At 34.5% G+C, this 23,329-nt stretch carries 28 protein-coding genes; 25 read left to right on the top strand and 3 right to left on the bottom strand.

Annotated elements, in window-relative coordinates:
- Together MV589_RS05210 and MV589_RS05205 are read right to left on the bottom strand one after the other, a co-directional pair.
- Positions 1-1,417: FHIPEP family type III secretion protein (locus MV589_RS05210; RefSeq protein ID WP_297432735.1), on the bottom strand; the 1,417-nt coding region annotated here is incomplete at its 3' end.
- A gap of 7 nt (positions 1,418-1,424) precedes the next feature.
- Entirely contained in the window at positions 1,425-1,829 is a 405-nt protein-coding gene (locus tag MV589_RS05205; protein WP_297432731.1) for an RrF2 family transcriptional regulator, read from the bottom strand.
- 151 nt (positions 1,830-1,980) lie between these two features.
- Between MV589_RS05205 and rpsO the strand changes: the two genes are divergently transcribed.
- Positions 1,981-2,256 carry a 30S ribosomal protein S15 gene (rpsO, locus tag MV589_RS05200; RefSeq protein WP_297432729.1) on the top strand — a complete coding sequence of 92 codons (276 nt, stop codon included), beginning with the start codon at positions 1,981-1,983 and terminating at the stop codon, positions 2,254-2,256.
- A gap of 118 nt (positions 2,257-2,374) precedes the next feature.
- Positions 2,375-5,272 carry an EAL domain-containing protein gene (locus MV589_RS05195; RefSeq protein ID WP_297432727.1) on the top strand — a complete coding sequence of 966 codons (2,898 nt, stop codon included), beginning with the start codon at positions 2,375-2,377 and terminating at the stop codon, positions 5,270-5,272.
- 20 nt (positions 5,273-5,292) lie between these two features.
- Here MV589_RS05195 and kdsB read toward each other — a convergent pair whose 3' ends face one another.
- Positions 5,293-6,009, bottom strand: coding sequence for a 3-deoxy-manno-octulosonate cytidylyltransferase (kdsB, locus tag MV589_RS05190; RefSeq protein WP_297432725.1), 717 nt, complete (start codon positions 6,007-6,009; stop codon positions 5,293-5,295).
- A 75-nt stretch (positions 6,010-6,084) separates the two neighbouring features.
- Between kdsB and MV589_RS05185 the strand changes: the two genes are divergently transcribed.
- The 23 genes from MV589_RS05185 (at position 6,085) to atpC (ending at position 23,329) form a co-directional block, all read left to right on the top strand.
- Complete coding sequence (locus MV589_RS05185) at positions 6,085-6,780, top strand: tRNA1(Val) (adenine(37)-N6)-methyltransferase (RefSeq protein ID WP_297432723.1); 696 nt, start codon at positions 6,085-6,087, stop codon at positions 6,778-6,780.
- Positions 6,768-7,148: a YkgJ family cysteine cluster protein gene (locus MV589_RS05180; protein ID WP_297432721.1), complete on the top strand. Its 381-nt coding sequence runs from the start codon at positions 6,768-6,770 to the stop codon at positions 7,146-7,148. The genes MV589_RS05185 and MV589_RS05180 overlap by 13 nt, the downstream gene beginning before the upstream one ends.
- Positions 7,141-8,436: a tetratricopeptide repeat protein gene (locus MV589_RS05175; protein ID WP_297432719.1), complete on the top strand. Its 1,296-nt coding sequence runs from the start codon at positions 7,141-7,143 to the stop codon at positions 8,434-8,436. Before MV589_RS05180 ends, MV589_RS05175 begins: the two co-directional genes overlap by 8 nt.
- Positions 8,433-9,224, top strand: coding sequence for an indole-3-glycerol phosphate synthase TrpC (gene trpC / locus MV589_RS05170; RefSeq protein ID WP_297432717.1), 792 nt, complete (start codon positions 8,433-8,435; stop codon positions 9,222-9,224). The genes MV589_RS05175 and trpC overlap by 4 nt, the downstream gene beginning before the upstream one ends.
- Positions 9,224-9,568, top strand: a complete 345-nt coding sequence (locus MV589_RS05165) for a hypothetical protein (RefSeq protein ID WP_297432715.1) — start codon at positions 9,224-9,226, stop codon at positions 9,566-9,568. The genes trpC and MV589_RS05165 overlap by 1 nt, the downstream gene beginning before the upstream one ends.
- Positions 9,569-9,571: 3 nt before the next feature.
- Positions 9,572-10,669 carry a succinyl-diaminopimelate desuccinylase gene (gene dapE, locus MV589_RS05160; RefSeq protein ID WP_297432713.1) on the top strand — a complete coding sequence of 366 codons (1,098 nt, stop codon included), beginning with the start codon at positions 9,572-9,574 and terminating at the stop codon, positions 10,667-10,669.
- Between the two features lie 2 nt (positions 10,670-10,671).
- Positions 10,672-11,082 carry a thioredoxin family protein gene (locus MV589_RS05155; RefSeq protein ID WP_297432711.1) on the top strand — a complete coding sequence of 137 codons (411 nt, stop codon included), beginning with the start codon at positions 10,672-10,674 and terminating at the stop codon, positions 11,080-11,082.
- Positions 11,079-11,471: a RidA family protein gene (locus MV589_RS05150; protein ID WP_297432709.1), complete on the top strand. Its 393-nt coding sequence runs from the start codon at positions 11,079-11,081 to the stop codon at positions 11,469-11,471. The genes MV589_RS05155 and MV589_RS05150 overlap by 4 nt, the downstream gene beginning before the upstream one ends.
- A 94-nt stretch (positions 11,472-11,565) precedes the next feature.
- Positions 11,566-11,874 (top strand): 50S ribosomal protein L21, encoded by a 309-nt coding sequence (gene rplU / locus MV589_RS05145; protein ID WP_297432707.1) that lies wholly within the window; start codon positions 11,566-11,568, stop codon positions 11,872-11,874.
- A gap of 153 nt (positions 11,875-12,027) precedes the next feature.
- Positions 12,028-12,285 carry a 50S ribosomal protein L27 gene (gene rpmA / locus MV589_RS05140; RefSeq protein WP_297432704.1) on the top strand — a complete coding sequence of 86 codons (258 nt, stop codon included), beginning with the start codon at positions 12,028-12,030 and terminating at the stop codon, positions 12,283-12,285.
- A gap of 153 nt (positions 12,286-12,438) precedes the next feature.
- Positions 12,439-13,539, top strand: coding sequence for a GTPase ObgE (obgE, locus tag MV589_RS05135; RefSeq protein ID WP_297432702.1), 1,101 nt, complete (start codon positions 12,439-12,441; stop codon positions 13,537-13,539).
- A 5-nt stretch (positions 13,540-13,544) separates the two neighbouring features.
- Complete coding sequence (gene proB, locus MV589_RS05130) at positions 13,545-14,315, top strand: glutamate 5-kinase (RefSeq protein WP_297432700.1); 771 nt, start codon at positions 13,545-13,547, stop codon at positions 14,313-14,315.
- A complete protein-coding gene (gene fmt, locus MV589_RS05125; protein ID WP_297432699.1) occupies positions 14,312-15,223 on the top strand; it encodes a methionyl-tRNA formyltransferase in 912 nt (303 codons plus the stop codon). The genes proB and fmt overlap by 4 nt, the downstream gene beginning before the upstream one ends.
- Positions 15,204-15,839, top strand: a complete 636-nt coding sequence (locus tag MV589_RS05120) for a biotin--[acetyl-CoA-carboxylase] ligase (protein WP_297432697.1) — start codon at positions 15,204-15,206, stop codon at positions 15,837-15,839. Before fmt ends, MV589_RS05120 begins: the two co-directional genes overlap by 20 nt.
- The gene (locus MV589_RS05115) at positions 15,836-16,618 is read left to right on the top strand and encodes a ParA family protein (protein WP_297432695.1); all 783 of its coding nucleotides are present in this window, start codon (positions 15,836-15,838) and stop codon (positions 16,616-16,618) included. Before MV589_RS05120 ends, MV589_RS05115 begins: the two co-directional genes overlap by 4 nt.
- Positions 16,619-16,645: 27 nt before the next feature.
- Positions 16,646-17,497, top strand: coding sequence for a ParB/RepB/Spo0J family partition protein (locus MV589_RS05110; protein WP_297432693.1), 852 nt, complete (start codon positions 16,646-16,648; stop codon positions 17,495-17,497).
- 87 nt (positions 17,498-17,584) lie between these two features.
- Entirely contained in the window at positions 17,585-18,007 is a 423-nt protein-coding gene (locus MV589_RS05105) for a FoF1 ATP synthase subunit B' (protein ID WP_297432691.1), read from the top strand.
- Between the two features lie 9 nt (positions 18,008-18,016).
- On the top strand, positions 18,017-18,529 hold the full coding sequence (locus MV589_RS05100) for a F0F1 ATP synthase subunit B (protein WP_297432689.1): 513 nt from the start codon (positions 18,017-18,019) through the stop codon (positions 18,527-18,529).
- Positions 18,530-19,063: a F0F1 ATP synthase subunit delta gene (locus MV589_RS05095; protein WP_297432687.1), complete on the top strand. Its 534-nt coding sequence runs from the start codon at positions 18,530-18,532 to the stop codon at positions 19,061-19,063.
- A gap of 23 nt (positions 19,064-19,086) precedes the next feature.
- Entirely contained in the window at positions 19,087-20,604 is a 1,518-nt protein-coding gene (gene atpA, locus MV589_RS05090) for a F0F1 ATP synthase subunit alpha (protein WP_297432685.1), read from the top strand.
- 11 nt (positions 20,605-20,615) lie between these two features.
- Positions 20,616-21,506 carry an ATP synthase F1 subunit gamma gene (gene atpG, locus MV589_RS05085; protein ID WP_297432683.1) on the top strand — a complete coding sequence of 297 codons (891 nt, stop codon included), beginning with the start codon at positions 20,616-20,618 and terminating at the stop codon, positions 21,504-21,506.
- An 11-nt stretch (positions 21,507-21,517) separates the two neighbouring features.
- A complete protein-coding gene (atpD, locus tag MV589_RS05080; RefSeq protein WP_297432681.1) occupies positions 21,518-22,912 on the top strand; it encodes a F0F1 ATP synthase subunit beta in 1,395 nt (464 codons plus the stop codon).
- A gap of 24 nt (positions 22,913-22,936) precedes the next feature.
- Positions 22,937-23,329, top strand: a complete 393-nt coding sequence (gene atpC / locus MV589_RS05075) for an ATP synthase F1 subunit epsilon (protein WP_297432679.1) — start codon at positions 22,937-22,939, stop codon at positions 23,327-23,329.

Below are 23,329 nucleotides of genomic sequence, written 5' to 3'. Positions count from 1 at the left end.
CTCCTGTAGCCATTCCACTATCCATTGCCAAAAATTTATCGGGATTGATTATTCCCTCTCCGATGCTGATTCCTTTGAGTAAAATTTGGTATTGATCTGGTTTGAGGTGGAGATTATCGCGTATACGGACTTGTGGCATTAAAAATCCAAAATCACTGGCAATTTTTCTACGCATGGAACGGATACGCTCTAGTAAATCTCCACCCTGAGAGTTGTCTGCAAGTTTAATAAGCTGATAACCAAGAGTAAGTTCAAGCATCTCTACTTTTAAAATATCTTCAAGAGCGCTCTCTTCCTCTTTTGCTATCTCCTCATTCGTTTTTTGTGGTGCTATTTTCTCTTTCTCTTCTTTGAGTTGCTCTTTTGTTTTGTTGCCGACAATATCTTCTATGTTAAGTATATGCAATTCCCCTTTTTCATATTTGTAAATCGACCAACCAAGAAGTGCAAAAAGTCCACCAACAAATGCCATAGATGCTGTTGGAAGTCCTGGAACAAGAGCAAAAAGCAGCATAATAAAGCCTACAATCATCATTATTTTTGCATTCCCGACCATCTGGTTAATGGTACCCTCCGCAAAGTTCTCACCATCACTGGAAGAACGGGTGATCATAATACCCGTAGCTGTTGAAATAATAAGAGCAGGAACCTGACTCACAAGTCCATCACCAATAGTTAAAAGTGTAAATGTTGAAGCACTTGCTGATATGTCCATGTCGTATTGGAAAACACCAATAAGAAATCCACCAATGATATTGATAAGTGTAATGACAATTCCGGCAACTGCATCACCTTTTACAAACTTTGAAGAACCATCCATTGCTCCATAGAAGTTGGCATCTTGTAAAATTTCGGCACGGCGTTGTTTTGCTTGTGCATCATCTATTAGTCCCGCGTTTAGGTCGGCATCAACTGCCATCTGTTTTCCAGGCATAGAATCAAGGACGAAACGAGCAGCAACCTCTGCAACTCTGGTTGAACCTTTTGTGATAACCATAAAGTTTATAAGTACTAAAATAGAGAAAACAATAATACCAATAACATAGTTTCCACCGACCACAAAGTCCCCAAAACTGGTAATAACACTACTGACATGTTCTGGTCCTTCATTTCCATGACTTAAAATCATTCTTGTCGTAGCAATATTAAGTGAAAGCCGAAAGAGTGTTAAAATAAGAATAAGAGTAGGAAAAGTAGTAAGGTCAGTAGGTTTTGGAACATATAAAGAGATAAGTAAAATTAGGACAGAAAGCGCTATTGAAATGGTAAGTAGCACATCTAAGACTTCCGAAGGTAGAGGAACAATTATGATAGCTAAAATAGTCATGACAAAAATAACAACACCTAAATCTCTGTTGCCCAATACAAAGTTCATAGAAGTACCGATTTTTTGTTTAGTAGTGAGTTTTTTTGCCATGTTTATCTTAATCTTTGAGTATATCTTCTAAAGTTATTTCCGCTAAAAAAAGGTCTATCTTTCCCTGTAACTTATTTAAAAATGGCCATAAAGAGCAGATGTGTGCTCGCTCGGAGGGACAATCCTCTTGTGAAGGTGAACACTCAAATACGGCAGGACCTTTGCCCTCAACACAAGTCATCACACCAAGCATATCAATCTGTACAGGCTTTTGATTAAGCAAGAAGCCTCCATTGACACCTTTATATGATTTTAATATATTTTGTTTAGCTAAGGATTGTAAAATTTTTGCTAAAAAGCTTTTTGAAATTGAGAGCTCTTTTGAGAGTGTGTCACTATCTATTGGCTCTGTTGCAGATGATATAAGTATGAGTGAAAGTATCGCGTATTCACTGGCCCGTGTTATTAGCATATGTTTAAATCTTTGTTTTTATTTAAGTCTAGCATTTATTATAACTAAATTAAGCATAAAAGAAATTAAAGAAAGTTTTAGATATAATTGCGCTTCAACTTTTAGTGCAATGGCATTTGAGTTAGATTATTATACCCATCAGGAGGCTATTATGGCTTTAGATTCGGCTAAAAAACAAGAAATAGTTGCGAAATATGGTCGCAAAGAGAATGACACTGGTTCAAGTGAAGTACAAATTGCACTTTTAACTACAAGAATTGCAGAATTAACAGAACACCTTAAAGTTTTCAAAAAAGATCACGCGTCTCGTTTAGGACTACTTAAATTAGTTGGACAACGCCGTCGTTTAATGAAATATTTCAAAAGAACTAACAAAGAAGCTTATGCAAAGCTAATCGCAGATTTAGGCATTCGTGACAACATCTAAGTTCTAAACTTTTCTTTCTTACAAGTCCTTATTTAGAGGACTTGTTCCCTTCTCCTAAAATTTTATATATTATTTATTAAAAAGTATTCCTTAAGTTTTTTGCTTGTACCATTGTTATATGCAAAGTATTAATCATTACTATGAAAATCGAGATTCTTTACAACTGTTTATAACTTCACATAAAATTATTGATTCTTCTTCGCTTCTTATCCAAATTTTTACAGATATAAATGAGGCTGCGTTTATAGAGCAACTTCTTAGAGAGCTCAATACTTTTTTTTTGCATGCTAGGATTATAGGTGCAACAACAGATGGGCAAATAGCAGATACAGAGGTCTCTTTAAACGCAGCGGTTATAAATTTTACACATTTTGAAAAAACTTCTCTGGAAGTGGCATATTTCATACATGATGACCAAGGTTTTTCCAGCGGTAAGGCATTAGCACAAGAGCTTGTGCAAAAAGATACGAAAGCACTCATAAGTTTTGCAACGAGCTATAACACTTGGGGTGAAGAGTATTTAGAAGGAATTAGCAGTATAAATAAAAATATAGTAATTTCAGGTGGTATAGCAGCTCACGGTGAAGTGAATAAGCGTACATATGTTTTTACAAAAGATAAAATTTTTGCAAAGGGTGCAGTAGCAGTTTCTTTAAACTCAAAAACATTAAATGTTTATACAGACTACAGTTATAACTGGTCACAAATAGGTATTGCACTTACCATTACAAAAGCAGTAAATAATCGTGTTTATACCATAGGTAAACGCAGTGCTTATGAGACTTATAAACATTATCTTGGAGAAGATATAGCCAAGGCCCTTCCTACTAGTGGAACAGAGTTTCCTCTTATAATAAACAGAGGCGATTTTTTGATTTCACGAGCTGTGAGTGAAGTACATTCTGATGGTAGCTTGAGTTTTGCTGGAGCTTTTCAAGATGGAGATACAGTAGAATTTGGATATGGTGATGTTAAAAGTATTCATGCAAAATCCACACAAATAGCACAAAATGTTGCACAAAAACCGGTAGAGGCTATTTTTATATACTCCTGTTTAGCACGGCGACATTACCTCAATGATGATATTATAAATGAGTTGCTTCCACTTGCAAAGATTGCACCTACGAGTGGATTTTTTACGCATGGGGAGTTTTATACAGCAAAGAAAAAAGAGTTTTTGAACCAAACAATGACACTTCTTGTGCTGAGTGAAGATGAACAGGTAAATAGTAAAAAACGGATTAATAAAATCTCTAAAGAATTTACACATCAGGCTATTTCTATCAATGCATTAGCTCATTTAATTAATGTAGTGAGTGAAGAGATAAAAGAGAATAGAAAGATTTTGCAAAATCAAAAAGATGCTTTTGAAACACTCTTTGAAAAATCTGCAGAGGGGATTTTAGTAATTGAGGGGGATAAATTTGTGGATTGTAATGAAACTGCATATAAAAGTTTAGGCTATCCTTCAAAAGAAAAACTTCTTAATGCTGCACCTTATGAGGTCTCACCTGAGTACCAGCCAGATGGAAGATCATCTATGGAAGCTGCAAAAGAGTATATTGCTGCGGCAAAAAGAGGAGAAGACCAGCAGTTTGAATGGGTACATTTCACATACGATGGTACTCCGACATGGTTTGAGATAAAGCTTGTACCAATAGATATAGAGCACAAAAAATATGTATATGCTTCTTGGAGAAATATTCAAAATAGAAAAGAGATGCAAGAGAGACTCTATTATCAGGCAAATCATGACGTACTTACTGGACTTGCAAATCGAAATCTTTTTTATGACAGACTGCAGCATGCCATTGCTCGTGCTACCAGAGATGAAGTACAAGTTGCCCTCTTTTTTATAGACTTAGATATGTTTAAAGAGATAAACGACTCGCTTGGTCATGATATAGGAGATATTCTTTTAATAGAAGTTGCACAAAGATTAAAGAGCCATATAAGAGAGGAAGATACTGTTGCGAGAATTGGTGGTGATGAATTTACCATCATTATGGAAAATGTTGAAGATTTAAATATGGTTGTCCAAAAAGCGCAGAATATTTTAACGGAGGTGGCAAAGCCCTATATCTTTGAAAAACATACATTTCATATTTCATGTAGTATTGGTATAAGTATTTTTCCTGACGATACAGAAATTTTAAGTGATTTGGTGAAGTATGCAGATACCGCAATGTATAAGGCAAAACAAGAGGGAAGAAACAGAGGCTGGTTCTACTCTAATGAGATGACACAGATAGTCTCTTATAAAATAAAAATAGAAAATGGCATACGAGAAGCCTTGAAACATGACTATTTTGAAACCTACTATCAGCCTGTTATAGATGGCAGGAGTGGGAAAATAGTAGGAGCTGAAGCACTTATTCGATGGAATGATGCTCAGAGTGGTATGCTATTTCCTGATGAATTTATTCCTATTGCTGAGCAGAGTAATCTGATCATTGAGATAGACAATTGGATGATGCAGAGTGCTATGGCACAGTTTAGTCAGTGGTACAAAGAGGGAAAAAATCCGGGGATATTGTCACTTAATTTGGCTATAAAACAGCTAGAAAATTCTCACTATTTGGAGTATTTACAAAAAGTTATGCAAATTTATGACTTTAAAGCAGAGTGGCTGAAACTTGAAATACTTGAGAGACAAGTGATGCAAAGACCACAAAAAAATAGTGAAGCACTCTTAGGATTAAAAGCTTTAGGTATCTCTTTATCTATTGATGATTTTGGGACAGGTGAGTCTTCATTTCGATACCTCAAAAAATTTCCGATTTCGCAAATTAAGATTGATAAATCTTTTGTACTTGATATGGATGAAAATCTTGATAGCAAAGAGATAGTTAGAGCTATCATTGCCCTTGGAAATGCTTTGAATCTGGAAGTCTTAGCAGAGGGTGTGGAGACAGAAGATAATAAAGAGTATTTATTGGAAAATGGTTGTTGTCTGATGCAGGGGTATTATTTTTCCAAGGCTGTAAAAGCGGTGGAGTTTGCAACTTTATTATAATAAAAACTCAAATAGAGATATTATAAAAATATCTCTATCGCTCTTGCTAAATCTTCTTTTGTGTCAATCCCAAAACCTGTACTTGCTACCTTTACCATTGCTATTTTCTTTTGATGATAAATCGCGCGGAGTTGTTCTAGCTTTTCTATATCTTCTATGGGTGCATCGCTGAGGTTACAGAACTCTTTGAGGCTTTTTTTTGAAAATCCGTAGATACCGATGTGTCCGAAGTAAACTGCTTCTCCACTTTGGTTATGGGGAATCTTTGCTCGAGAGAAGTAGATGGCATCACCCGCTGTATCAAGTACTACTTTTACAAGGTTTGGGTCTATTGCTGCTTGGGCATTTATGGAGTTGTAACAACTTCCCATGATGAAGTCTCTTTGCTGTGTTTGGAGTTCTTTTAGTTTACTCATAAGTGCTTCAACAACATCAGGCTCTATAAAAGGCTCATCTGCTTGGACATTGATGATAAGCTCATCATCAGGTAAATCAAGGAGTGAAGCGCACTCGTAGATTCTATCTGTTCCACTTTTGTGTGTAGTGGAAGTAAGCATGGCATCAATGCCATACTCTTTACACTTTTTGATGATAATTTCATCATCAGCCGCAACGACCACTTTGTCTAAATGTGCAACTCTTTTTGCAGTGCGCACAACCATAGGAAGCCCATCAATTTCAGCGAGTACTTTTTGTGGAAAACGGGTTGATGCTAAGCGTGCAGGAATGATAATCATTTAAATAGTCCTTTAGGGTTTTTAGTGGTACCCTATGATATAATTGCGATATTATAACCCAAGGGACTTTAATTAATGCTTCTTTATCAGCCACAATCAGGCTACTGTTACAACAGTGATTCTATTTTTCTTTATGATTTTATCAATTTTTTTAAACCAAAAGGAAAAGTCTTAGATGTTGGAGCAGGATGTGGTGTTGTAGGTTTGTTAGTAGCAAGGGATAATAAAAAAGTAACTTTAGAAGCAGTGGAAAAACAGGCTGCGTTTAGGGAGTATGCAAAAGTAAACGCAAGGGTAAATAATATTGAGCTGCGTTTACATGCAGGTGATTTTTTAGAACTTGATAACTCAGAAAAATATGATTATATAATCTCAAATCCTCCTTTTTATCCTGAGGGGGTGAAAAAGAGTGAAAATGAGATGCTTTTTCATGCGCGTTATAATGTAAACCTTCCTCTTGAGCCATTTTTTAAGAAAGTTTCACAACTTTTAAAGCCGCATTCGCATTTTATATTTTGTTATGATGCTACGCAATTTGCTCTTATTTGTGAACTTTTGGCAAAAGTGAAAATGCGAGTGGAGGATGTGCAGTTTGTACATCCTAAGAGTGACAGAAACGCTTCATTGGTAATGGTTCATGCAAGAAATGGCTCAAAATCTATGTTAAAAGTGTGGCCACCGTTTATTAGTTTTGAAGGTGATAAACCTTCACAAAAAGTTCAAGAAATATATAAAAAAGCAAATACACAGAGTATAAAATGTCAAATATAATAAAAAAAGATGGTTATCCATACAGTTTTAATGCGGATGCCTGTGCAACATGTCAAGGTCGTTGTTGTACTGGTGAGAGTGGTTACATTTATGTTAGTAAAAATGAGATTGAAAACATCGCTTCTCTTCTTGAGATGGAGGTTAACGATTTCAGGGTAAAATACCTTTTTCAAAAAGGTTATAAATTTTCAATAAAAGAGCAGAAGTTTAATGACTCTTATGAGTGTGTTTTCTATGATAGAGAATCAAATGGTTGTAAAATATATATGGCAAGACCATCTCAGTGTAAAACTTTTCCTTTTTGGGACTATTTTAAAACGCGGGTAGATGAATTAAAAAAAGAGTGTCCAGGAATTATTGATGATTAAAATTATTACTATTATATTATTATCGCTTACTTTTATCTCATGTTCGACGCAACATGTGCCGGTAAAAGCAAATGAAAAGGCTTTTGAAGGTGAAGACACCTATATTTTATTTGCTCTTCGTGCAGAACAGATACGAGATTATAAGAGTGCTGCTACTTTGTTTGAAAAGCTCTATAAAAAATCTTCAAAAAAAGAGTACCTATATCGCTCTTTAGCGGATGATTTAAAGGCTGCTGAATATAAAAAAGTCATTACACGTGTTGATACTTTGAATCAAAACTCTTTAGCAGATGTGAAGTTGGTGAGATATAAAATCATGGCTTTAATAAAGCTGCCTGAGCTTGATAAGGCAAAAAAAATTGCTGTGTCTCTTGCTGCTAAAACAAAAGAGGCTGATGACTATCTTTTAGCTAGTGATGTGTTTATAAAGAAAAAAGAGTATAACATGGCACTAAAATATCTCGATAGTGCTTATGTTCAAAACTATAATGAAAAAATTTTAGATAAAATGGCTGTTATACTATATTCAAATTTACATAGAAAAAAAGATGCTATTGCTTATTTGGAAACAGATACACGTATTAATGGTTGCTCGAAGCTTATCTGCAATAGGCTCATAGGTATTTATAGTCATGAAAACAATATAGATGGGCTTTTGTCTACATACAAGCGCCTTTATAATGTAGATAAGAGTGAAAACGTTGCACAAAAAATTATACAAATTTATGCGTATAAACGAGACTATATTAAACTTATGAATTTTCTTGAGGAGAGTGGGGCGGATGATGATGTCTTGTTGCAACTTTATATTACAGGTAAAGACTATGAAAAAGCTTATAAATTGGCAGATAAACTCTATGTAAAAACTGCAGATGTGAATTATTTAGGGCAGGATGCTATTTATGAATATGAGAGTCATGAGAACAATATCTCTAAAAAAAGAGTTGCTGAGGTAGTAAAAAAACTTGAAGATGTAGTAGCTCAAACACAAAATCCTTTATATGAAAATTATTTGGGTTATATTTTGATTGATCATAATGTTGATGTGAAAAAAGGAATGGCATATATTGAAAATGTTTTAAAGAAAAATCCTGATTCTGCGTACTATTTGGATTCTTTAGCATGGGGATATTATAAGCTAGGAAAGTGTAACAAGGCTGAGAAGATTTTCAGACGAGTTGCTACACTTGAAGGTGGCGATAATCCAGAAGTAATTAAACATATAAATGCGGTAAAAAAGTGTTTAAATAAATCCTATAAAACAAAAAAGGTAAGAAAGCAAAAATGATTTTAGATGATATTATAAAAAAGACAAAAGAAGATTTGATAAAACGAGAAAAAGAGTTTTCACTTGATTGGTTAGGGCGCTCTTTGGCATATAATGCAAGACAACCCAGAGAGGTTATTCCTTATCTTAAAGCTACAGAGGATGACCCTTATAGAATTATATCTGAAGTAAAAAAGGCATCACCTTCAAAAGGTGTTATTCGCGAAAATTTTGATCCTTTGGCGATTGCACAGAGTTATGAAAGAGGTGGGGCTAGTGCCATTTCTGTTTTAACTGAACCACACTTTTTTCAAGGTTCTTTAGATTATCTTGCAGGTATTAGAAGATATGTTGGGATTCCACTGCTTAGAAAAGATTTTATTATCTCAAAATATCAGATTTTAGAAGCACTTGTATTTGGAGCAGATTTTATACTTTTAATTGCAGCAGCACTGAGTAAAAGTGAGCTTAAAGAGTTACTCAACTATACGAGACATCTGGGAATGGAAGCACTTGTTGAGGTTCATGATAAGAAAGATTTAGTTAAAGCCATTTATGCTGGTGCGGACATCATTGGAATAAATCATAGAAATTTGCAAACTTTTGAGATGAATATGAATCTTTCGTATGAGTTGATGCCTCTTATTCCAAATGGAAAAATTATTGTAGCAGAGAGTGGTATTTATGCGCATGGACAGCTTGAAGATTTGAGTAAAGCTGGTGTAGATGCCTTTTTGGTTGGCGAATCTTTAATGCGTCAAGATGATGAAGAAGCAGCTTTAAAAAAATTAAAATATGGAGAGATATAATGAAAAAAATCATTTTAGTGACATTGGTTGGGATAAGTCTGTTTTTTGCTGGATGTACGCAAGAGACACAAAATAAGATAGGGCGCTCTTTGCAAAATTGGACGGGAAGTAATGGGGTTTTAGATATTTATATGGGTGGTAAACTTGTAAAAAGATTTATTAAAGTTGGAAAACTTACTACTGCAACAAGTACAGATGGTACTACTCCTAGAAATTATAGATATGGATATGGTTATCTTGATACAAATCAAAATTTTCGTGTGGATAAAGGAGAGAAAAAGCTCTATTTTGAGATAAGTAACTATGCAACACCATACATTTTTTATGAAAATCCAGTGGATTAAATTTTGGAACTTATAGAACTGTTTAAATATCTTATAAATTCTAAAAGTGAAACACCGGATGATGGTGGAATCTTAAATTTTATAGAAGATTATCTTGAGGGTTTCAGTGCTATTAGAGTTGATGTAGAAGATGTAAAAAATCTTTTTATTTATAAAAAATTTGGTGAAGGTGAGCATCTCTGTTTTGCGGGGCATGTTGATGTTGTCCCTGCAGGAGACGGCTGGGATAGTGATCCCTATATTGCAACACAAAAAGATGGCTATATTTATGGGCGTGGCGCGCAAGATATGAAAAGTGGTGTCGCTGCGTTTACACAGGCTCTAAAAGAAGCGACTGCGTTTAGAGGAACACTCTCTTTGCTATTAACTTCTGATGAAGAGGGTGATGCGATTAACGGTACTGTAAAAGTGCTGGAATACCTTAAAGAAAAAGAGATGCTTCCTGATGTCTGTGTGGTTGCTGAGCCTACTTGTGAAGAGCAGTTTGGTGATGCCATAAAGGTGGGACGACGAGGTTCTATAAATGGCTATATTACGCTAAAAGGAAAGCAAGGACACGCTGCATACCCCGAAAAAGCAATAAATCCTATTCATCAAATAGCACAAGTTCTTGGAAATATGGCAGGTGTTGATTTAGATAAGGGCGATGAGCATTTTTCGCCTTCAAAGTTTGTTGCGACTGATATTCGTTCAGGAATGCAGGTAACAAATGTAACACCGAATGAACTCAAAATGATGTTTAATGTAAGAAACAATACAAAAACAACACAAAAAGAGGTACGAGCATTTGTAGAGAAGTATTTGAAAGATTTTGACTATGAGCTGCGTTTAACACAGGGCTCGTACCCGTTTAAAACTAATACAAATACAAAACTTGTCAAAAATATTGATGCAGCCATTGAAAAAGTGGCAAAAATAGCACCAAAACACTCAACGGCAGGTGGAACAAGTGATGCACGCTTTATCGCTGCGTTTGGAATTGATGTCATAGAATTTGGTGTAAAAAATGATACAATTCACTCTATAAATGAGAGAACAACTTTAAAAGAAGTGCAGGAGTTGCATCAAGTGTTTAAAACTTTAATAGAAGAGTGGAGATAAATATGAGAATTATTTTTGTGTTATTACTGTTTATTGGTTCTTTGCAAGCTCTTGAACTAGGTTGGTCACATAATTATCAAAAAGGACTTAAGGAAGCTGCAAAAACTCATAAGTTGGTGTATGTTTTGATTACTTCAGACAGTTGTGGCTGGTGCCGAAAATTTGAGCGTACAACTTTACAAATTAAAGCAATAAAAAAGAGACTGCATAGAGAGTTTATTACTATTCATCTTTCACGAGATAGAGATATAATTCCTGCAAAGTTTAAAACTGCACCAATTCCAAGGCACTACTTTGTAGATGCAAAAGGGAACACTCTTTACGCTTCTTTAGGGTATAGAGATGAAGAGATGTTTAACTCTTTTATGGATAATGCGGAAGAAAAATATCAAGAAAACAGGGAGAAAAAATGAAATTTATACAAACAAATAAAGCGCCATCAGCGATAGGACCATATTCACAGGCAACTGTTGTAAATGGTATGGTTTATACTTCAGGACAGATTGCATTAACACCAGAAGGTACAGATGAACTTTTGAGTGAGAGTGTGGGTGTGCAGGCAGTAAGAGTTTTAGAAAATCTTAAAGCAGTGCTTGAAGAGGCTGAGAGTTCAATGGATAGTGTTGTAAAAACAACTATATTTTTAGCAGATATGGACTCTTTTGCAGTAGTAAATGAAGTGTATGAAAAAGCATTTGGTGCACATAAGCCAGCTCGTTCAACTGTTGCTGTAAAAACTTTACCTAAAAATGCACTTGTAGAAATTGATGCTATAGCGCTTGTAAACGATTACTCTTTTTAAAAAGTCTTAAAGATTAAACATAAATTAAAACTTAGTTAGGTATAATTCCGAACTTTTTGTAGAAATACAACCTAAAAATATTTAAGGACCATAGATGTACGCAATTATTAAAAATGGTGGTAAGCAGTATAAAGTTCAAGAGGGTGATATATTATCTTTAGATAAAATGTCTCTTGAGCCAGAAGCTACTATCGAAATCAAAGAAGTTCTAGCTGTAAATGCTGGAGAACTTAAAATGGGAGCTCCATACGTAGATGGTGCTGTTGTTACTGCTGAAGTTATCAGCGAAGGCCGTGATAAGAAAGTTATCACTTTCAAAAAACGTCGTCGTAAAGATAGTAAAGTAAAACGTGGTTTCAGAAGAGACTACACTCGTGTTCGTATCACGAAAATAGCTGCTTAGTAAAGTAGTCTAAAACTAAAGGTGCTAGCACCGTGAGCCTCACGCTGAGTGAAGCCTAGTGCTAACGTTAGAGAGGGAAATTACTTTCCATCTCGTAAAAAATAAATGAAGAGGTTCCCTTAAATTTGGGAACCAAATTAAAGGAGACAGAAGATGGCACATAAGAAAGGTCAAGGTAGTACACAGAATAATCGTGATTCGGCTGGTAGAAGACTTGGTGTAAAGAAATTTGGTGGTGAAGCAGTAATTGCTGGTAATATCATCATCCGTCAACGTGGAACTAAAGTTCACCCAGGTAAAAATGTTGGTATGGGAAAAGACCATACAATTTTTGCTTTAGTTGATGGTACTGTTGCGTTTGAGAGAAAAGATAAAAAACGTCAACAAGTTTCAATTATACCTGCTGCATAGTTCTACAACTGTTTAGGCTTTTATGCCTAAGCAACTCTTTCTTTCGGATTTTTCCAAAAAAATAAATTTTTAAATATTTAATAATGTAACTATTTTATAATAGTCTATTTTTAAATATTTATGCTTCCATAAAAGCAAACCAAGGATAAAATAATGTTTACAGATAGTGTCGAATTAACAGTCTCATCAGGAAAAGGTGGGCAAGGGTGTGTGGCATTTCGTCGCGAAAAATTTGTACTCAATGGTGGTCCAAATGGTGGTGATGGTGGAAAAGGTGGAGATATCTGGTTTAAGTGTGATAATAATACACACACGCTTTCTCATTTTCAAAGAAAAATGCATATAAAAGCTGATGGCGGTCGTCAGGGTGAAGGTTCAAATTGTACTGGAAAGTCTGGTGCTAAGAAGGTCATTATTGTACCGCCTGGAACGCAGATTGTAGATAGTGAAACTGGTGAAGTGCTTTTTGATATGCTCAAACATGGTCAAGAAGAGAAATTTCTCGAAGGTGGCAAAGGTGGACTTGGAAATACACACTTTAAGTCTCCAACAAATCAGAGACCTACTTATGCGCAACCTGGTGAAAAAGGTCAAACAAGAAATATTAAATTAGATTTGAAGCTTATTGCTGATGTTGGTTTAGTAGGCTTTCCAAATGTCGGTAAATCGACACTTATTTCTACTGTTTCAAATGCAAGACCAGAAATAGCAAACTATGAATTTACAACACTTACTCCAAAATTAGGTCAGGTAAACATAGGTGATTATGAATCTTTTGTAATGGCAGATATTCCTGGAATCATTGGTGGTGCTCATGAGGGTAAAGGTCTTGGAATCAAGTTTTTACGCCATATTGAGAGAACAAAAACACTTCTTTTTATGATTGATTTAGCTTCATATAGAGATTTAAAAGAGCAAATAGAGACACTTAAAAATGAGGTTGCTTCATTTTCACAAAAACTTGGAACTTCAAGATATGCTATTGCTCTTACTCGTGTTGATATAGTTGCACCAGATGAATTAAATGAAAAAATTAACTCTTTTATTGAGATGTTAGATTTAACTCCAACTAAAAAGAGTGAATTTGATTTTGATAATGAACTTCCTTATTTTATACAAGATAGTGCAGATGAGACATTGGGTTATGATAGTGAAAAACCATATTTTATTATTCCAATTTCATCAGCTATAAATAAAAATATAGAGCCTTTAAAATATTCACTCTTTAATTTAGTACATCAAACTAGAAAGTAATTTTTATGAAGCGTGTTGTAGTCAAAGTTGGTAGTGCTGTTTTAACTGAGAATGGTGAAATAGCACTTAAACGAATGCAGGCACTAGTTGATTTTCTTGTAAAATTACGAGAAAAATATGAAGTTATTTTGGTCTCATCAGGTGCAGTAGCTGGTGGATATACAAAGTTAAAGCTTGATAGAACAATTGTTTCAAATAAACAAGCTTTGGCGGCTATTGGGCAACCAGTTTTGATGCAAAAATATGCAAGTAAATTTGCTAAATATAATCAAGTGGTAGCACAAGTTTTGGTGACAGCAGCAAATCTGAAAAAAGAGGATGATATTTTAAGAGTTAAAGCAACTGTAGAAACTTTAATAAAAAATAGCGTTATTCCTATAGTCAATGAAAATGATGCCACAGCTACAGATGAACTTGAAGTTGGTGACAATGATCAACTCTCTGCTTATATTACCAATCATACAGATGCGGACATGTTGATAATTCTTTCAGATATAGATGCTTACTACAATAGCGATCCTCGTGAAAATGCTAATGCACAGGTAGTTAAAAAAGTAAAAAATATAGATAAAGAAGAGTTACAAAAAGATGTAAATCCAAACAATATTTTTGCTACTGGTGGAATTGTTACAAAATTAAAAGCAGCTGAGTATCTGTTAAACGCAGATAAAGAGATGTTTTTAGCAAGTGGATTTGATTTGAGTGATGTAGAGAGTTTTATGCTTGATGGTAAGCATAAGGGTGGCACGATTTTTACAAAAAAGGCTAATAGATGAATGTGATATTTATGGGAACACCAAATTATGCAGAAAAAATTTTACAAAAACTGTTCGATGCAAAAGCTATAAATGTAACTGCAGTCTATACTCAGCCTGATAAACCCGTTGGACGAAAAAAAATTATGACTGCTCCCGTTGTTAAAACTTTAGCAATGAAATATAATGTACCGGTTTATCAACCAACAAGATTGCGTGATGAAGAGACAGTGCAAAAGCTTAAAACCATTGCTTGTGATTATATTGTTGTTGCAGCGTATGGACAAATTTTACCTAAAGAGATTCTTACTTATGCTCCTTGTATTAATCTCCATGCTTCCATTTTACCTCACTATAGAGGGGCAAGCCCTATTCAACAAGTTCTTTTAAATGGGGATACAAAAACTGGTGTGACAGCTATGCTTATGGATGAAGGGCTTGATACTGGTGCTATTTTAAAGGTAAAAACTATAGATGTAGCTGATGATGAGATGGTTGAAGAGCTTTTTGATGCTCTTACTGATGTCGCTACTGATTTGACTATTGATGTATTAGAAAACTTTTCTAGTTTAAGTCCTATAAAGCAGGATGAAACGCAGGCAACACATTGTAAAAAGATAACTAAAGCTGATGGTGAAGTTAGTTTTGATGATGCTGTAGAGCTTTTTAACAAATATAGAGCATTTACACCTTGGCCTGGAATTTATCTATCAAGTGGTTTAAAATTAAAAAAAATAGCACTGCAAGAGAGAGAAAAAGAGTTTGATGAAGCTGGTAAAATTATAGCTATAGATAAAGATAGCATAGTTGTGACCTGTAAGCGTGGTGCAATTAGAATTTTTAGAGTACAACCAAACTCCAAAAAAGAGATGGATATTACTTCTTATATAAATGGTAAAAGAGTTGTGCTTGAAGATACTCTCTCTTAAATCTGTTGATTCAACACAGTTATATCTTAAAAAATCAATACAATTAAAAGAGATAGTTGGACCAGTTGCTGTTATAGCTCAAGTACAAACGCATGGAATAGGAAGTAGAGATAATTCTTGGATTTCAAAAGAGGGAAATCTTTTTCTCTCCTTTGCCTTGCCATTAGAAGATCTTCCAACAGATTTAAAGTTGGAGTCTGCATCTATCTATTTTGCATTTATTTTAAAAGAGACTTTGGCTTCGTTTGGCTCTGAGGTAGTACTAAAATGGCCAAATGATTTTTATATTGGTGCCAATAAAATTGGGGGGATGATAACTACGGTCGTAGATAAAACTATAATTTGTGGTGTTGGTATTAACCTTGTTTCCTCCGTTTCAGAGTTTGCAAAATTAGATATTGATATAGATAAAAAAAGTTTATTACAAACTTATTTTCAAAATCTTGAAAAAAAGCTTTTATGGAAGCAAGTTTTTAGTAAATATAAGTTAGAATTTTACACAAATAAAAAGTTTTTTACACATAAAGATGGTCATAAGATTTCACTCCAAAGAGTGAAACTAGAAGATGATGGTAGCATAAGTATTAATGGTGAGAGGATATATAGCAGACGATGAGTGAAATAATTGTAATTGCAAATCAAAAGGGTGGGGTGGGTAAGACTACTACTGCTGTAAATTTAGCTGCTTCACTTGCTGTTGCAGAAAAAAAAGTTCTTTTGATTGACTCGGATCCACAAGCGAATGCGACAACATCACTTGGTTTTCATAGAAATGATTATGAATTTAATATATATCATGTTTTAATTGGAACAAAAAAACTTAAAGATATTATTTTAAAATCTGACTTGCCAACGCTCCATCTCGCACCGTCAAATATAGGATTAGTTGGAATTGAGAAAGAGTACTATGATGCAGACAAAGCAAAGGGCCGTGAATTGGTTCTTAAAAAAGCTATTGCAAATGTACAAAAAGATTATGACTATATTATTATTGATTCTCCTCCTGCTCTTGGACCTATGACTATTAATGCACTCTCAGCAGCAAATTCAGTTATTATTCCTATTCAGTGTGAATTTTTTGCACTTGAGGGCCTGGCACAGCTTTTAAATACAGTGAAACTTGTAAGAAAGTCAATCAATCCAAAATTGGCTGTAAAAGGCTTTTTGCCGACAATGTTCTCTTCTCAAAATAATTTGTCTAAACAAGTGTTTGCTGATTTACGCCAACACTTTAAAGGAAAGCTTTTTAAAGATGAAGCAGATAAATATATCGTAGTTCCACGAAATGTTAAACTTGCAGAATCTCCATCATTTGGTAAGCCTGCAATTCTTTATGATGTAAAATCAACTGGCTCTATAGCCTATCAACATTTAGCACAAGCTATTATTAAATAATTTTCAGTTTTTTAAGGAGCTGTTGTAGTGAAAAGTCAAAAATTAGGTAGAGGTCTTGATGCACTTTTAGGTGAAATAGATGAAGCATATGATAATGAGGGAACACAGCGTGATGAAATTTTAGAAATTCCGCTTAAAGAGATTAGACCTAATCCTTTTCAACCAAGAAAATCATTTAATGAAGAGTCTTTACAAGAACTTGCAGAATCTATAAAAAATGATGGTCTATTGCAACCTATAGTTGTTACAGAAGATATTGATGGTTATATTTTAATTGCCGGCGAGCGAAGATTTCGTGCATCTAAATTAGCAAAAATGAAAGAGATTCGAGCGATTGTTCTTAATAGTGATGAGCATAAAATGCGCCAATTCGCGCTTATTGAAAACATTCAAAGAGAAGAGTTAAATTCTGTTGAATTAGCAGAAGCATATAATGAACTTTTAAAACTGCATGACATAACACATGATGGGCTCTCTGTGATGATTCATAAAAGCAGAACGCATATTACAAATACACTGCGTTTACTTCAGCTCTCAAAGATGACTAAAAAAGCTTTGATAGAGCAAAAAATAACTGCTGGACATGCAAAAATGCTTGTTGGTTTGGATGATAAACAGCAACAGTTGATAGTGAACTCTATTATTGGTCAAAAACTTAGTGTTCGTGATACCGAAAGTATGATTAAAAGTATAAAAGAGCAAAATCAAGTGAGTGAACCACTTCACAATAAAGCTTCTGTTTCTAAAACTTATGACTTCTCAAAAATAGAAAATATTTTTGATACATTCAATATAGGATACAAAGTGAAAAATAATACACTTAGTATCTCTTTTACATCAGAAAATGAAATAGAAGAATTTATATCTCATTTTCACTAATATTTTTATAAATACCTAAATAATTACTTCATTTAACTAACATTTCAATTTAATAATAGTATAATCACGCAACTTTTAGGAGGTGCTATGTTAGATATAAATCCAATACTACTCTTGGCTACATTTGTTGTATTTGTTTCGCTTATAGCCGTTCTAAATAGTTGGCTTTATAATCCATTGCTAAGTTTTATGAGTAAGCGTGATGAAGACATTAAAAAAGACCTAGACAAAGTAGGTAATAATGATGATGAAATCAATGCGCTTAACAATAAAGCAGAGACAATAGTTATGAATGCTAAACTAGAAGCTGCGGCCCTAAGAGAAAAAGTTATTGCGGATGCTAAGGAATTAGTTGATAGTAAGTTAGAAGCAAAACGTGCTGAACTTGCACAAGAATATTTAGAATTTGAAAAATCACTTTCAAAAGCTAAAAAAGAGTTGACTACTGACTTGCTCAAACAAGTTCCAGTGTTTAAAGAAGCTGTTTCAGCTAAATTTAGTCAGATATAAGGGTGTAATGTGAGTAGAATTCTAGTATTGTTACTAATGATATCAACTTATGCATTAGCATCAGAGGTAAAAGATGGTGGGAGTGATATAGTTCAAAGAACTGTAAACTTCATCTTATTTGCCGGGCTTGTATGGTATCTTGTAGGGGAACCGATAAAAAATTACTTTGCTTCAAGAAGTCAAGGTATTGCTGACGAATTAAAAAAAGTTCAAGAAAAACTTGATGAATCAATTGCTCTAAAAAAAGATGCATTAGCTAAAATCAGTGATGCAGAGAGATTTGCACAAGAATTAGCAGAAGCATCTAAAAAAGAGAATAAAATGATTCATGATGCTCTTATGGCACAGGGTGAAGCTGAGCTAGAAACTGTTGCGAAACAAAATCTTTCTAAAAAAGAGTTTGAAGAGAGAAAAATGGTTCGTGAAGTTGTAGAAGAGATTGTGACTGAAACATTAAGTCAAAGTGCGGATAGTTTTGATAAAGAAGCTATGGCAAATGTTATTTTGAAAAAGGTGGCGTAAATGGAAGAATTAATAGCAAAAAGATATATAAAAGCTTTATTGTCTGATTCTGACATTGCGTTTGCGCAAAGTGTTACTACTATATTTGAAAGTTTATCAGATTCTTTTAAGAATGAGAAATTTTTGAATATTATTGCTAGTACTAATGTAAGTGCAGATGAAAAAGCCTCTTTACTTTTAGATGCGGTAAAGTCTGCTAACTCTCAAAGAGTAAACAACTTTATTAAGCTTTTAGTAGAGAACAAACGGATTAATATTATTCCAGCAATTGCTGAAGAGTTGAGGAAAAACTTGGCTGATATGACAAAAACTTACTCAGGTGTGGTTTTGAGTAATACAAACATAAAAGCAAAGATAATCAAAGACTTGAGCAAAGGTTTAAGTGAAAAATATAATTCTAAAATAGTACTATCATTTGAAAAAACTGACTTTAATGGTATTAAAGTGGAAGTAGACGATTTAGGTATAGAAATTAATTTTTCTAAAGATAGAATCAATAGTCAAATTATAGAACATATAATTAAAGCAATATAACATTAAATGAGAGGAGAAGGATAGTGGTAGCAAAAATTCAGGCTGATGAAATCAGCTCAATAATTAAAGAGCGTATCGATAATTTTGAACTAAATGTCGATATTAATGAAACTGGTAAAATTGTTTCTTATGCTGATGGTGTTGCACAGGTTTACGGACTTAGCAATGTTATGGCAGGAGAGATGGTAGAATTTGAAGATGGTACAAGAGGTTTAGTTATGAACCTTGAAGAGAGTGCTGTTGGTGTAGTTATTCTTGGTTCAGGAGTATCTTTAAAAGAGGGTATGAGTGTTAAGCGTCTTGGTAAACTTTTAAAAGTACCAGTTGGTGATGCACTTTTAGGCCGTGTTGTAAATGCTCTTGGTGAGCCAATTGATGGTAAAGGTCCAATTGAAACGACTGAAATGCGTTTTGTTGAGGAAAAAGCTCCTGGTATTATGGATAGAAAATCTGTACATGAACCTTTAGCAACTGGTATTAAAGCAATTGATGCACTTGTTCCGATTGGACGTGGGCAACGTGAACTTATTATTGGTGACAGACAAACAGGTAAAACTACAGTTGCACTTGATGCTATTCTTAACCAAAAAGGGAATGGTGTTGTATGTATTTATGTTGCAATTGGTCAAAAAGAATCAACTGTAGCACAAATTATTCGTCGTTTAGAAGATCATGGTGCAATGGAATATACTATAATTGTATCTGCAACTGCTGCTGAAGCTGCTGCACTTCAATTTTTAGCTCCATATACTGGTGTTACTATGGGTGAATATTTTCGTGATAATGCAAGACATGGTTTAATTGTTTATGATGATTTATCAAAACATGCAGTTGCTTATCGTGAAATGTCACTTATTCTTCGTCGTCCTCCAGGTCGTGAAGCATATCCTGGAGATGTTTTTTATGTACATTCACGTCTACTTGAACGTGCTGCAAAAATGTCTGATGAAGAGGGTGCAGGTTCACTTACTGCTTTACCTATTATTGAAACACAAGCTGGTGATGTTGCGGCATATATTCCAACAAATGTTATTTCAATTACTGATGGACAAATTTTTCTTGAAACTGATCTATTTAACTCAGGTGTTCGCCCTGCAATTAATGTTGGTCTTTCAGTTTCTCGTGTTGGTGGTGCTGCACAAATTAAAGCAACAAAACAAGTTGCTGGTACTTTAAGACTTGATCTTGCATCATTTCGTGAGCTTCAAGCATTTGCTCAATTTGCATCTGATCTTGATGAAGTTTCTCGTAAACAATTGGAACGTGGACAAAGAATGGTTGAAGTACTTAAACAAGGACCTTTTTCACCACTTTCTGCTGAAAAGCAAGTTGTAATTATTTTTGCAGGAAATGGAGGCTTCTTAGATGATTTCGATCCATCTAATGTAGTTCGTTTTGAAGCTGAGTTATATCCGTTTATTGAAGCTTCTTATCCTCAGATTTTTGAGAATATTAGAAGCAGCAAAAAAGTAGATGACGATACTAAGGCATTATTAACAAAAGCATTAGAAGAGTTTAAAGCTAGCTTTGTAGCTAACTAAGGAATTACTTTATGGCAAACTTGAAAGATATTCAAAGACAGATTAAGAGTGTTTCTAACACTCAAAAGACGACTCGTGCGATGAAACTTGTATCGACTGCTAAGCTTCGCCGTGCAGAAGAACTTGCAAAACGTTCTCGTCTTTATGCTCAAAAAATGAATCAGGTTATTGCCGAAATAGCTGGACGTATAGAATGTAGCAAAGTTGGAGGATTAGAAAATCGTTGTTTTCATCAGATTGAAAATCCAAAAATAGTTGACATTGTATTTGTTACTGCTGATAAAGGTTTATGTGGTGGTTTTAATATTCAAACTATTAAAGCAGTCAATAAACTTTTAAAAGAGTACAAAGAGAAAAATGTAAAAGTACGTTTACGTGGTATCGGTAAAAAAGGTGTTGAGTTTTTTAAATATAATGAAGTTGAAATGTATGATACAGTCATTGATTTAAGTTCAAAACCTAATAAGACAAGATCTGATGAGTTTATTCAAACTTCAATTGAAGATTATTTAGATGAGAAAATAGATGGTCTTCATATTGTATACAATGGGTATAAGAACATGATAACTCAAGAGTTACATGTGAATAAGGTTTTACCTGTTGATACAAATAGTTATGATTGTACAAAAGTGCAGTCTCAGTCTATGTTGGAAATTGAAGCAGAAGATGAAGAAAAAGTGCTTGATTCTTTAGTGAAAAAGTATGTTTCTTACAATATGTACTACTCTTTAATTGATTCAGTTGCTGCTGAACACTCTGCACGTATGCAGGCGATGGATACAGCTACTAATAATGCTAAAGATATGGTCAAGAGTTTAAATGTACAATTTAATAAAGCACGTCAAGCTGCTATTACTACAGAACTGATAGAAATTATCAGTGGTGTGGAGTCTATGAAATAATGGAGAAAAATATGATTGGAAAAATTAGCCAGGTAATGGGACCTGTTGTTGATGTTGATTTCGATGGTAATCTTCCAGTAATTAACGAAGCAATTGAAGTTAAAGTTAATTTAGAAGGAAGTGAACATCGTTTAGTTTTGGAAGTTGCAGCTCACTTAGGTGATGGTCGTGTAAGAACGATTGCAATGGATATGAGTGAAGGTTTAGTACGTGGTATGGATGCAACTGCTACGGGTGCACCTATTAAAGTTCCTGTTGGAGAAAAAGTTCTTGGACGTATCTTTAATGTAATTGGTGAGACTATTGATGGTAAAGATCAAGTTGAAGATGCACCAATGTGGTCAATTCACCGTGCTCCTCCACCATTAGTTGATCAATCAACTACGACTGAGATGTTTGAGACAGGTATTAAAGTTGTTGATTTACTCGCTCCTTATGCTAAGGGTGGTAAAGTTGGATTATTCGGTGGTGCTGGTGTTGGTAAAACAGTTATTATCATGGAACTTATTCACAATGTTGCACATGGGCATGATGGTCTTTCTGTTTTTGCAGGTGTTGGTGAGAGAACTCGTGAAGGAAATGACCTTTACCACGAAATGCTTGAATCGAATGTACTGGACAAAGTTGCACTGTGCTATGGTCAAATGAGTGAGCCTCCAGGAGCACGTAACCGTATTGCACTTACTGGTCTTACAATGGCTGAGTATTTCCGTGATGAGAAAAAACTTGATGTACTTATGTTTATTGATAATATTTTCCGTTTTGCACAATCTGGTTCAGAGATGTCTGCGCTTCTTGGACGTATCCCTTCTGCTGTTGGTTACCAACCAACTCTTGCTCGTGAAATGGGTGCTCTACAAGATCGTATTACATCAACTAAAAATGGTTCAATTACATCTGTTCAAGCAGTATATGTACCTGCAGATGACTTGACTGACCCGGCTCCTGCTTCTGTTTTTGCTCACTTAGATGCAACAACAGTTCTTAACCGTAAAATTGCTGAAAAAGGTATTTATCCTGCAGTTGATCCTCTTGATTCAAGCTCAAGATTACTTGATCCGCAAATTTTAGGTGATGAGCACTATAATACTGCTCGTGGTGTACAACAAACACTTCAAAAGTATAAAGACCTTCAAGATATTATTGCAATTCTTGGTATGGATGAACTTTCTGAAGATGATAAAAATGTTGTTGAACGTGCTCGTAAAATTGAGAAATTCTTGTCACAACCATTCTTCGTTGCAGAGGTATTTACAGGTGCTCCTGGTAAATATGTATCTCTTGAAGAGACTATTAAAGGATTTAAAGGTATTCTTAATGGTGATTATGATCATATGTCAGAAAACTCTTTCTATATGGTTGGTGGTATGGATGAAGCTATCGCTAAACATGAGAAAAACAAATAAGCGTTTGCTTAGTAAAGGACTGTAATGGATAAGTTTAAACTTGAAATCCTAACTCCAGATGGTGTTATCTATGATGATAATGCCATTGGTGTTGTTCTCCCTGGTGAAGAAGGGGAATTTGGTGTATTAGCAGGACATGCTTCTCTAACAACATTGTTAGAAGCTGGTGTTGTCGATGTTGAAAAAGAGGATAAATCAGTCGAATCTATCGTTATCAATTGGGGTGTAGCTCAGGTTGATGAGGGAAAAGTTGTTATTCTTGTAGAGGGTGCAGCGCCAATTCGTGGTGAAAATGAATCAGAGATTGCAAAAGCACTTGATAATGCTAAAAAGCTTATCAGTGATATTGCTGATTCTGGTAATGCTATTGCATCTGTTTCAGCAAAAATTGAATCTGCAGCGCAAAGATTAATATAG

The organism is Sulfurimonas sp. (assembly GCF_026991475.1).
Classification (GTDB): Bacteria; Campylobacterota; Campylobacteria; order Campylobacterales; family Sulfurimonadaceae; genus Sulfurimonas.
This window is presented reverse-complemented; position numbering and strand designations above follow the sequence as displayed.

What these genes read in the sequence shown, in the direction of transcription:
- MV589_RS05105 (WP_297432691.1), top strand. Translation starts at nt 17,585, where the DNA reads ATGTTAGATATAAATCCAATACTACTCTTGGCTACATTTGTTGTATTT.
- MV589_RS05095 (WP_297432687.1), top strand. Translation starts at nt 18,530, where the DNA reads ATGGAAGAATTAATAGCAAAAAGATATATAAAAGCTTTATTGTCTGAT.
- atpD (WP_297432681.1), top strand. Translation starts at nt 21,518, where the DNA reads ATGATTGGAAAAATTAGCCAGGTAATGGGACCTGTTGTTGATGTTGAT.
- MV589_RS05115 (WP_297432695.1), top strand. Translation starts at nt 15,836, where the DNA reads ATGAGTGAAATAATTGTAATTGCAAATCAAAAGGGTGGGGTGGGTAAG.
- proB (WP_297432700.1), top strand. Translation starts at nt 13,545, where the DNA reads ATGAAGCGTGTTGTAGTCAAAGTTGGTAGTGCTGTTTTAACTGAGAAT.
- MV589_RS05165 (WP_297432715.1), top strand. Translation starts at nt 9,224, where the DNA reads ATGAAAAAAATCATTTTAGTGACATTGGTTGGGATAAGTCTGTTTTTT.
- atpC (WP_297432679.1), top strand. Translation starts at nt 22,937, where the DNA reads ATGGATAAGTTTAAACTTGAAATCCTAACTCCAGATGGTGTTATCTAT.
- MV589_RS05155 (WP_297432711.1), top strand. Translation starts at nt 10,672, where the DNA reads ATGAGAATTATTTTTGTGTTATTACTGTTTATTGGTTCTTTGCAAGCT.
- MV589_RS05150 (WP_297432709.1), top strand. Translation starts at nt 11,079, where the DNA reads ATGAAATTTATACAAACAAATAAAGCGCCATCAGCGATAGGACCATAT.
- rpsO (WP_297432729.1), top strand. Translation starts at nt 1,981, where the DNA reads ATGGCTTTAGATTCGGCTAAAAAACAAGAAATAGTTGCGAAATATGGT.
- rpmA (WP_297432704.1), top strand. Translation starts at nt 12,028, where the DNA reads ATGGCACATAAGAAAGGTCAAGGTAGTACACAGAATAATCGTGATTCG.
- MV589_RS05180 (WP_297432721.1), top strand. Translation starts at nt 6,768, where the DNA reads ATGTCAAATATAATAAAAAAAGATGGTTATCCATACAGTTTTAATGCG.
- kdsB (WP_297432725.1), bottom strand. Translation starts at nt 6,009, where the DNA reads ATGATTATCATTCCTGCACGCTTAGCATCAACCCGTTTTCCACAAAAA.
- MV589_RS05205 (WP_297432731.1), bottom strand. Translation starts at nt 1,829, where the DNA reads ATGCTAATAACACGGGCCAGTGAATACGCGATACTTTCACTCATACTT.
- rplU (WP_297432707.1), top strand. Translation starts at nt 11,566, where the DNA reads ATGTACGCAATTATTAAAAATGGTGGTAAGCAGTATAAAGTTCAAGAG.
- trpC (WP_297432717.1), top strand. Translation starts at nt 8,433, where the DNA reads ATGATTTTAGATGATATTATAAAAAAGACAAAAGAAGATTTGATAAAA.
- obgE (WP_297432702.1), top strand. Translation starts at nt 12,439, where the DNA reads ATGTTTACAGATAGTGTCGAATTAACAGTCTCATCAGGAAAAGGTGGG.
- MV589_RS05175 (WP_297432719.1), top strand. Translation starts at nt 7,141, where the DNA reads ATGATTAAAATTATTACTATTATATTATTATCGCTTACTTTTATCTCA.
- fmt (WP_297432699.1), top strand. Translation starts at nt 14,312, where the DNA reads ATGAATGTGATATTTATGGGAACACCAAATTATGCAGAAAAAATTTTA.
- MV589_RS05185 (WP_297432723.1), top strand. Translation starts at nt 6,085, where the DNA reads ATGCTTCTTTATCAGCCACAATCAGGCTACTGTTACAACAGTGATTCT.
- atpG (WP_297432683.1), top strand. Translation starts at nt 20,616, where the DNA reads ATGGCAAACTTGAAAGATATTCAAAGACAGATTAAGAGTGTTTCTAAC.
- MV589_RS05195 (WP_297432727.1), top strand. Translation starts at nt 2,375, where the DNA reads ATGCAAAGTATTAATCATTACTATGAAAATCGAGATTCTTTACAACTG.